We start from the raw sequence: 8,824 nt of genomic DNA on the forward strand, positions 1-8,824 counted from the left end.
GGTCCGTCGCCGGGTACTACCTCGCGTGGTCCCGCGTGGCGGGAAGGGTGCGGTCAGGCGGAGGCGTGCAGCTCCGCCGCCTTCCGCACGTGGTCGTAGAGGTCCTGGACCGTCGACATGTCGTCGTCGATCTTCGTGGCGTGCTCGCCCACCACGTCCTCGAGCTTGATCATCAGCTCGAAGACGCTGATCGAGTCGATGCCGATCTCGTCCAGCTCGTCCGTCATGGACAGGTTCTCGGCCGGCTCGGTCGCGAAGGTGGCGAGTGCTTCCTTGAATGCGGTCTCGTTCATCGGTCTCTCCTTGGGTGTCGGGTTCTCAGAAGCCCAGGTTCCTGAGCCATGCGAGGAGGTCGTCCTCCCGCTGCTGCGCCTTCTCCTCCTGCCACGGACCCGCGTCGCGGGAGTCCACCAGCAGGCCGTCGCTCAGATAGATGACGCGGTCGCCACGGGCGGCGACGGCGGGGTCGTGGGTGACCATGACGACCGTGGTCCCGCCCCGGTGCACGTCCGTGAGCGTGTCCATGACCTCGGTCGACATGCTGCTGTTCAGCGCGCCCGTCGGCTCGTCCGCGAACAGGACGGACGGCTCGCCCGCGAGCGCCCGGCAGATGGAGGCCCGCTGCAGCTGGCCGCCGGAGACCTGGGTGATGCCGTGGTCCGCGATGTGCGCGATGCCGAACCGCTCCATGAGCGCGTCGGCGCGCGCGATCGCGGCGGCCCTGTTCCCCTTAGGTGCGCCCTTGAGCGCGGGCAGCAGGATGTTGTCCCGCACGTCGAGGTTGGCGAGGAAGTGCGCCTGCTGGAAGACGAAGCCCATTTGTGTGAGGCGGACGTTGCTCATCTCCGCGTCGGTCAGGGAGGTCAGTTCGCGCCCTTCGAGCAGTACCTTTCCGTCCGTGGGGCGGTCCATGCCGCTGATGTTGTACAGCAGCGTCGACTTCCCGGAGCCTGACGCCCCCATGATGACGAGGAACTCTCCCGCCGTCACGGAGAGGTCGATCCCGCGGAGCACCTCGGTCGGGGGCTCGGTCGAGAAGTACGTCTTGGTGAGCGCCTGTGACTCGAGCGTCACGTTCTGGTTCATGATTTCTCCCATCATCCTCGGAGCCACTGGCTCTTGTCGGCGCCCCGGATACCGGCGGTGAGCAGGACGACGCCGAGATATCCCGCACCGAGGAGGATCAGTGGATACAGCAGGTAGACGAGCCAGACGTTCGGGATGAACGACAGGTCGGAGATCCCGAGTCCCGCGGTGGCGAGGATGCCGCCGACCATCGACTCACCCGCGGTCGCCGCGAACACGAGCCCGAGCACGGTCCCGACGGCGACCGCGAGCAGGGTCTTCAGCCGTATCTGCGCCACGATCTCGCTCGCCGAGAACCCGATGGCGGACAGCACGCCCATCTTGGGCCGGTCGCGCGTGAGGCGGAGCTTGAGGAACAGGCTGGTGATGAGGATCGCGACACCGACTCCGAAGATGAGGGACAGCCATGCCGCGCTCCGGAACGCGTCGGTGATCCCGGCGAGTGTCTGTTCCATGTAGTCGCGCATCGGGTAGACGACGGCGGTGGGGAGCTGCTCCCCCAGCTCCGCCGCGACGGTCTCCGGGGAGGCCTCGTCGGTCACGTCCGCGGAGAAGACGTACGCGGACGCGCCCTCGGTGACCTCGCCCTGCATCTTGGCGGTCTGCCCGCCGGCGGTGACGTCCTGGTAGATGCCGCTGACCTCGACGGACGTCGACTCGCCCGCACGCTCAACCGTCATCTGGTCGCCGACGCCGAGCTGGAACCTGTCCGCGTTGAGCGCCGACAGCGCGATCTGCCCGGCGGCCGGCGCGCCGCCCTCGGTGAACTGCACGGTGGCTCCGGAGTAGTCGCCGACCTCGACGGGCAGGCTCTCCATCCCTTCGGCGCCTTCGGTCCGGTACAGCACGTTGGCGTAGACCTGGAGGTCGGTGAGCCGGTCGTCGCCCTCCAGGGTGGTGAGCACCTCCTGCCGCACGTCGTCGACGTCGTCCTGGAACTGCACGTCGACGCGCAGGTCGCGCTCGGGTGCCCCCATGTACGTGACGAACTGCGGGTTCTCGAACGTGCTGAGCAGGTTGGTGGGCAGCGTGATGAGCACGGCCGTCAGGAAGAAGACGACCGGCACGAGGATCCACTGCCTGCCTTCGGCACGCAGGTCGAGGAACGCGAGGCGCGTGCCGATGCTCGTGCCGGACGACGACGCCAGGCCGCTCCGGCGCACCCAGCGCGCCTGGCGGCGGGCGCGGCGGGCGGTCTGCTTCTCGTCCAGCGTGCTGCCGTGCACCAGCGCGTTGACGACCTCGATCTTCTTCACCCGGCGGAGCACGTTGCGGCAGATCGAGACGACGATCACGAAGACGGCCGCGAGCGCGAGCAGGGGCACCAGGAACGTCGCGAGGCCCACGGGCGCGGCGGCGTAGTTCGCCTGCACGCTCTGGGTCAGGAAGTTGGTCGCGAAGATCGCGAGAACGCCGCCGACGACGCACGCGATCAGGGTCATCACGCTGTACTTGGACAGGTAGAGGCCGGAGATCGCCCGGTCGGGGATGCCGACGGCCTTCATCGCGCCGATCTCGCGGACCTCGTCCTCCAGGGTGCCGGAGATCACGAAGCGCAGGTTGAGCAGCGCGATCACGACGAGGATCAGACTGACGAGGATCAGTGCCACCGCCACGAGGCCGTCGCTGAAGGTGTTGATGATCTGGATCTGCTGATCCGTGATCGCCGGGCCGTTCTTCGGCAGCGCCGAGTCGGACTCGTACGCGGCCTGGAAGTCGTTCGCCCCGCCCGCGTCCGTCAGCAGGTACTCGACGATGATCTCGGGCGCCGCTCCGCCTGCCTGCTCGAGCCGCTGGAAGTCCTCGTCGGAGACCAGGACTCGCGTCGCGCTGTTGAGCGACGCCGCCATCTGGGCGTCCTTCACGACTCCCTGGACGTCCAGGGAGTACGGCCCGTCGCCGGTCTGGACGGTCAGCACGTCACCGGTGCCGATCCCGAACGCCTGCTGATACTTGACCGGGACGTAGACCTCACCCGGCGCCGGCTCCGGGATGTCCCCGTTCTCGTCGACGAGGTAGTCGAAACCGTCGTTCTGGGTGACGAACAGGTTGTCGAACCGGCTCGAGCTCAGGTCCCCGCCCTCACCCGTGCCGGGGCGCTCCCACGCCAGGGCGTTGCTGTCGTAGCCCAGCATCTCGGTGACGAGCCACGAGTCGATCTCGTCGTGCTCGGCGGCGAACGCGTCGAGCGCCGCCTGGTCGTACTCCCCCTTGTGCATCTGCAGGAAGTGCGGCGGCTTCGCCTGTTCGAAGAGTCCGCCGACCGAGCCGGCGAGCCTCTCGATCACCATCGATCCCGTCGCCATGAGGAAGGCGCTGAGGATCAGGATGACGATCAGGGCGGCGTTGACACCCTTGTTCCTGATCAGATCGTTGGACGCATAGCGGAGATACAGGGGCTCCCTGTTCCTCGCTCGATTCGTCACGTAAAGCTCCAAACTCCTGGAATCTGCAGGGACATCCAGGTGAGGACGAGGTGGTAGATCACGTCGAGCACGATGTTGCCGGTCTCGATCCAGTCGAGGCGCCCGGTTTCACGACGCTTCCGCATGATCTCCTGGGTATGCGTCCACAGGCCACTGAGACCGTAGATGTACAGCGTGACGAGCACCCCGGCCCAGAAGTTTCCCTGGAACCAGATCGCCATCACGCCCATCACGCCGAGTCCCAGCTGCGCGAACCCGTACTTGATCTGGAACGGGCCGCTGGGCCAGCCGAGCTTGGCGGCGGTCCGCTCCGGGTAGAGGACGTTGATGATGAAGCCGGCCACGGCGATGAATCCGTGCGACACCACGAACTGGTGCAGCAGCAGCGTCCGCAGCACGTACGTCTGGTCGGACGGGAACCCTTGTATCGCCATCTGGATGACCGCGGTGAGCACCCCACCACCGATGATTACGACGATCCACATCTCAATGCCTTTCGGTTTCGGCGGCGTGGCGGGCGAACTCGCCCTCGATCGTCCGGATGCTTCGCACCCGGTAGATCACAACAGCCATGACGATGAGCAGCAGCCCGACGATGATGAACATCAGGCCAATTCCTCGTGACTCCCCGACGCCGATCACGTCGCCGAGGGCCGGGACGAGCGCGCCCCCGGACAGCAGCAGCGGGTTGAACACGTAGTCGGCCAGGACACCCGAGACCGCGTAGGCGGCGATGTACCCGAGCTGGGAGATCAGGCCGACCAGGCCCCACACCCGCCCCTGGGTCTCGTTCGGTATCGCGGACCTGACCAGCACCTCGACGCTGGTGTTCAGCACCGGCAGGGTCAGGAAGAAGAGGAACCCGAACCCGCCGATCAGCAGCACGTTCTCGGTGATCCCCATCCCGGCGACGACCACGCCCCCGAACGCGAGCGCGACCGCCATGTAGGCGCGGTGCCGCGTCCCCATGCCGAAGACGCTGATGACGATGCTCGCGACGATCATCCCGACGGCCGCGACGGACCGGACGACGCCGAGCGCCTCCTCGTCCGCGAGGTCGAGCACCATCGGCGTGAGCAGCGTCTGGAGGAACCCCATGCAGAAGGTCACGAGCGTGATCAGCAGCATCATCACGGTGACGGCCTGGTTCCGGGCGAGGAACGTCACGCCGAACCGGAACTCCTCCCAGAAGCCCGTCCGCGTCGTGGCGTCGTCGTCCGACGACGGCTCGCGCCGCGCCCGCACCGTGCGCCACACGATCAGCATCACGCCGATCGTGACCACCATCGTGGCCAGGTCGATGACGATGACGGTCCGGACGTCCGACACCACCATGATCACCCCCGCGATCGCGGGCGAGAGCAGGAACTGCGACGCCCCCGCGAGCTGCACCATGCCGCCGGCCCGCGCGTACTGCTCGGGCGTCAGCAGGTCGCTGACGGTCGCGCGGTACGCGGGGTCCATGACGGAGGTGAACACGGAGCTCAGCGCGACGCACGCGCAGATCACCGCGACGGATCCGTAGCCGGTGGCCATCGCGACGAGCAGCAGGACCAGGCCGACCGCCGACAGCGTGTCGCTGAGGATCATCAGCAGCCGCCGGTCGAACCGGTCGGCGAGCACCCCCGCGAAGGGCGTGAGCAGCACCCCGGGCAGGAACGCCGCGAGGGTCACTGCCGCGACCGCGGTGCTCGAACTCGTCTGCTGGTAGACGTGCACGCCGAGCCCGAACCCGGTCAGCCCGTTGCCGATCCGCGCCAGCATCTGCGCCACCCAGATGAGCAGGAACGCCCGGAAGTTGCGCGCGATCTCCGCGGCCGGCGGCGCCGGCCGTCCCGTGTCCGACGGCGGCGCCGCGCCGCTCGGGGCAGCCCCCGCGGGGTCCTCGGCGACGTCGTCGGACACGCTGCTCTCCGTGGTGCTCACGAGGCCCCCACCGCGGCACCGCTCAGCTCGTCGAGGATCCGGCCCACCCGCGCGGGAGCATCGAGCACGTACATGTGCCCCTGGTCCGCGAGCAGGTGGTGCCGGATCGGCGCGGCGAGGTAGTCCTGCCACGCCTCCGTGGAACCCGCGGGGGTCTGGGAGTCCAGGGCACCGAGAATCAGCCGCGTGCGGACGTCCAGCAGCGTGACCGGACGGCGTCGCGCGTCCTCGAGAACCTGGTAGTCCGCGCGGAAGGCGGGCACGAGCATGGCCATGAGGTCCGCGTCCTGCACCACCTCCTCGGGGAACGTCCCGAACGACCGCAGGTGGCGGATCAGCTCGTCCTCCGGCAGCGCGCCGTATCCCTGCACCGGGAGGTGGCGGGGTGCCGCCGAGGCCGACAGGACGAGGTCGGTCGGACGCCGTCCGGCGAACCCGGCGTCCGCCGCCATCGCGAGCAGCACGTGGTAGGCCACGACGCTGCCCATGCTGTGCCCGAAGAACACCGCCCCCGGCTTCAGGACGTCACGCAGGTTCCCGAGATAGAGGTCGACGAGGTCGTCGAGCCGGTGCACCGGCGGGAGCGTGCTGGACCCGTGCCCCGGAGGGTTGACGGTCCAGACGTCCCAGTCCTCCTCGAGGGTTCCGGTCAGCCCGTTGAACGACGCGCCGAACCCGCCGAGGAACGGGAACATGACGATCTGCCGCCCGACGTCCGACGGCCGGGAATTCCACAGCACCGAGGTGCTCATACGGGCTCCGGCCCCTTCCCCTTCGCCGCGGCGAGCTCCTTGCTGCGGTCGCCCTTGCCCGGGAACGGCGCGCCCACGCGGGTCGTGTACTCGTTCTCCAGGTACTCCGGGAAGGTGTGGATCGGTTCGAGCTTGCCGCGGCCCTGCGCCTTCAGCACGAAGTAGAGGACGAAGACCAGGAGGGTGAACAGAGCGATCTGCACGTACTGCGTCTCCACCATGAAGATGTACAGCCCGAAGTGGCTGCCCGACGCCGACACCCAGAACGGCAGCAGGAAGAAGAGCGTGTTGCCCTTCATCTTGCTCAGCAGCAGCGCCATCCCGATGCCCAGCACGCACAGCTGCGCGGTGTACACGGTCCACGCGGTGGCCTGCTCGAACGACTCGAGCATGTAGCCCGGCGCGATGAAGATGCCGATGCCGAGGCCGGTCAGGGCCCCGGCCCCGATGCGGCTGCCCGTGGCCCGGTGCATGAGCGGCAGGAAGAAGCCGAACCAGCCGATCGCGATGGCGATCATGCCGATCTCCATGTAGAACAGTTCGAAGAACCGCACCAGGCCGTCGACGAAGCTCATCGGCTCCGGCGGCACCTCGATGCCGAACAGCTGGCACAGCCACCGGACCACGAAGATGTACAGCAGCATGAGACCCATGAGGACGGGGATCCAGGGAAGGTCCTTCTTCCGGGGCACCCACGTGCGGAGGTAGTTGGCCACCCCACGCCAGCCGTCGTACCAGAGCAGCACGACGAGCGCGGCGATCGCCGGGGTGTGCAGCACGATGACCACGACGGGGCTGGTGGTTGCCTCCAGCGATCCCAGGATCGACGCCATGCGCTCGTAGTCGATGATGTAGAGCGTCACGACGCCCCACAGCGAACCGACCGTCAGGACGATGAAGAGCCAGAGGTACTTGGCGTACCCCTTCAGGCCGAGCCGCTTCGGGGCCGGCGACGTGGTCGAAGGCCCGGCGGCCTCGGCCCCGGTCTCCCGCTCCACGGTCTCGGACACAGGTGTTTCGGACACGATCTTTCCTTCCGGACTCACGAGTAGATGTCGTCGATCTGCTGTTTCGCCTCGGCGAGGGCCTTCGGCGCGCGCTCGGCGAAGTACTCGACGTCGGCGTCGGACAGCTGTGCGTTGGCGTAGATCCGCGAGACGGTGGACACGAGGACGCCGTGCCGCTGGAGCGCCGTGGTGAGGATGATGTCCCGGCCCATGAGGTCGAAGTCGTACTGGGCGGGCGTCTCCAGCGGCGTCTCGCGGCAGTGGAACGAGGCCAGCCCGGGCGGGCCCTGCACGATCAGCGGCAGGCCCACGCGTTCGGCCTCGTCGCGGAGGATCCCGTGCATCGCCTCGACACGGCGGCGCATCCCGGTCAGGGCGGCCTCGTCGTCGCGACCGAGGATCTGGAACGTCGCCCGCACGCCGGCCGCGCCCAGCGAGTAGCCGTTGAACGTGCCCGCGTGGATGACCCTCTTGCTCTCCAGCAGCCGCATGATCTCGCGCCTGCCGGCCAGCGCGGCGATCGGGACGCCGCCACCGGCGATCGCCTTGCCGAACGTGGCCAGGTCCGGCGTCACGCCGAACTCCTTCTGGGCGCCGCCGAGCCCCATCCGGACGCCCGTGATCATCTCGTCGAAGATGAGCACGACGCCGTACCGCGTGCACAGTTCGCGCACCCGCGCCAGGAATCCCGGGGCGGGTTCGACCGAACCGCCGTTGACGCACACCGGCTCGGTGAGCACGCAGGCGATCTCCTCGCCGCGCTCGGCGAGGAACGCCTCCAGCGCCTCGGCGTCGTTCCACGGCAGCATGTACGACTGGTCGGCCATCACGTTCTCGGCCCGGCCCACGGTCCCCTTGTAGTCACCGCGGTAGTCCACGGGGACGGGGTTCGACCGGTCGGGCACGCGGCCGCCCATGATGTTGTCGTAGCTGCCGTGGAAGTGGTTCTCGAACCGCACGAACTTGTTGCGACCGGTGTGACCGCGCGCCAGGCGGATCGCGATCTGCAGGATCTCCGAGCCGGACGTGCCGAACCGGACCATCTCCGCGCAGGGAATGTGCTGGTTCATGAGTTCGAGCACGTCGGCGTCGAAATCGGTGTGGCTGACGCACAGCACGTCCCGCATCGCGGCCGAGAGCGCCTCGATGTACTCCTCGTTGGAGTGCCCCAGGATCATCGCGCCGAACCGCGCGTACAGGTCGAGGTACTCGTTGCCGTCGACGTCGAACAACCGGCTGCCCCGGCCGCCGCTGAAGTGGATCGGCACCTCCGCCCAGGGCATGTTGAAGTTGTAGTGCACGCCGCCGGGCAGGATCTGCTTGACCCGGTCGTGGTAGGCGAGGTTCGAGGTCGTGTCCAGGGTGGCCGTCACGAAGCGCGCTCCTCCGCCAGGTACGCGCTGATGTCGTCGACCGTCTTGAACTCGAAGAGCGCGACCGGGTTGATGTCCATGTCGAGCTCCTTGCGCAGGCCGTTCACGATCTTCAGCGCCTGCACCGAGGACACGCCGAGCTGCATGAAGCCCTCGTCGTCCTCGACGTCGGCGGGGGCGATCGACAGCTCGCCGGCGATCGCCTTGATGAGCACGGTCTTGATCTCGTCCTTGGTCATGTCTGTTTCCTTTCG

At 67.9% G+C, this 8,824-nt stretch carries 9 protein-coding genes; all 9 read right to left on the reverse strand.

Annotation, left to right across the window (positions count from 1 at the left end; translation table 11 throughout):
* Nucleotides 1-53: 53 nt before the first annotated feature.
* The 9 genes from EDD34_RS14530 to EDD34_RS14570 are packed head-to-tail and all read right to left on the reverse strand — an operon-like array spanning nucleotide 54 to nucleotide 8,809.
* On the reverse strand, nucleotides 54-293 hold the full coding sequence (locus tag EDD34_RS14530) for a phosphopantetheine-binding protein (protein WP_123815210.1): 240 nt from the start codon (nucleotides 291-293) through the stop codon (nucleotides 54-56).
* Nucleotides 294-318: 25 nt separating this feature from the next.
* Nucleotides 319-1,086 carry an ABC transporter ATP-binding protein gene (locus tag EDD34_RS14535; protein WP_123815211.1) on the reverse strand — a complete coding sequence of 256 codons (768 nt, stop codon included), beginning with the start codon at nucleotides 1,084-1,086 and terminating at the stop codon, nucleotides 319-321.
* An 11-nt stretch (nucleotides 1,087-1,097) separates the two neighbouring features.
* On the reverse strand, nucleotides 1,098-3,512 hold the full coding sequence (locus EDD34_RS14540) for an ABC transporter permease (RefSeq protein WP_123815212.1): 2,415 nt from the start codon (nucleotides 3,510-3,512) through the stop codon (nucleotides 1,098-1,100).
* The gene (locus EDD34_RS14545; protein WP_123815213.1) at nucleotides 3,509-3,997 is read right to left on the reverse strand and encodes a DUF6790 family protein; all 489 of its coding nucleotides are present in this window, start codon (nucleotides 3,995-3,997) and stop codon (nucleotides 3,509-3,511) included. The genes EDD34_RS14540 and EDD34_RS14545 overlap by 4 nt, the downstream gene beginning before the upstream one ends.
* Nucleotide 3,998: 1 nt before the next feature.
* The gene (locus EDD34_RS14550; RefSeq protein ID WP_211341598.1) at nucleotides 3,999-5,438 is read right to left on the reverse strand and encodes an MFS transporter; all 1,440 of its coding nucleotides are present in this window, start codon (nucleotides 5,436-5,438) and stop codon (nucleotides 3,999-4,001) included.
* Nucleotides 5,435-6,190 (reverse strand): thioesterase II family protein, encoded by a 756-nt coding sequence (locus tag EDD34_RS14555; RefSeq protein ID WP_211341599.1) that lies wholly within the window; start codon nucleotides 6,188-6,190, stop codon nucleotides 5,435-5,437. The genes EDD34_RS14550 and EDD34_RS14555 overlap by 4 nt, the downstream gene beginning before the upstream one ends.
* Nucleotides 6,187-7,215 carry a hypothetical protein gene (locus EDD34_RS14560; protein WP_123815214.1) on the reverse strand — a complete coding sequence of 343 codons (1,029 nt, stop codon included), beginning with the start codon at nucleotides 7,213-7,215 and terminating at the stop codon, nucleotides 6,187-6,189. Before EDD34_RS14560 ends, EDD34_RS14555 begins: the two co-directional genes overlap by 4 nt.
* 17 nt (nucleotides 7,216-7,232) lie before the next feature.
* Entirely contained in the window at nucleotides 7,233-8,570 is a 1,338-nt protein-coding gene (locus EDD34_RS14565; protein ID WP_246012448.1) for an aspartate aminotransferase family protein, read from the reverse strand.
* Nucleotides 8,567-8,809 (reverse strand): acyl carrier protein, encoded by a 243-nt coding sequence (locus tag EDD34_RS14570; RefSeq protein ID WP_123815215.1) that lies wholly within the window; start codon nucleotides 8,807-8,809, stop codon nucleotides 8,567-8,569. Before EDD34_RS14570 ends, EDD34_RS14565 begins: the two co-directional genes overlap by 4 nt.
* Between the last annotated feature and the right edge of the window lie 15 nt (nucleotides 8,810-8,824).

The sequence above is a fragment of the Myceligenerans xiligouense genome, from assembly GCF_003814695.1.
Taxonomy (GTDB): Bacteria; Actinomycetota; Actinomycetes; order Actinomycetales; family Cellulomonadaceae; genus Myceligenerans; species Myceligenerans xiligouense.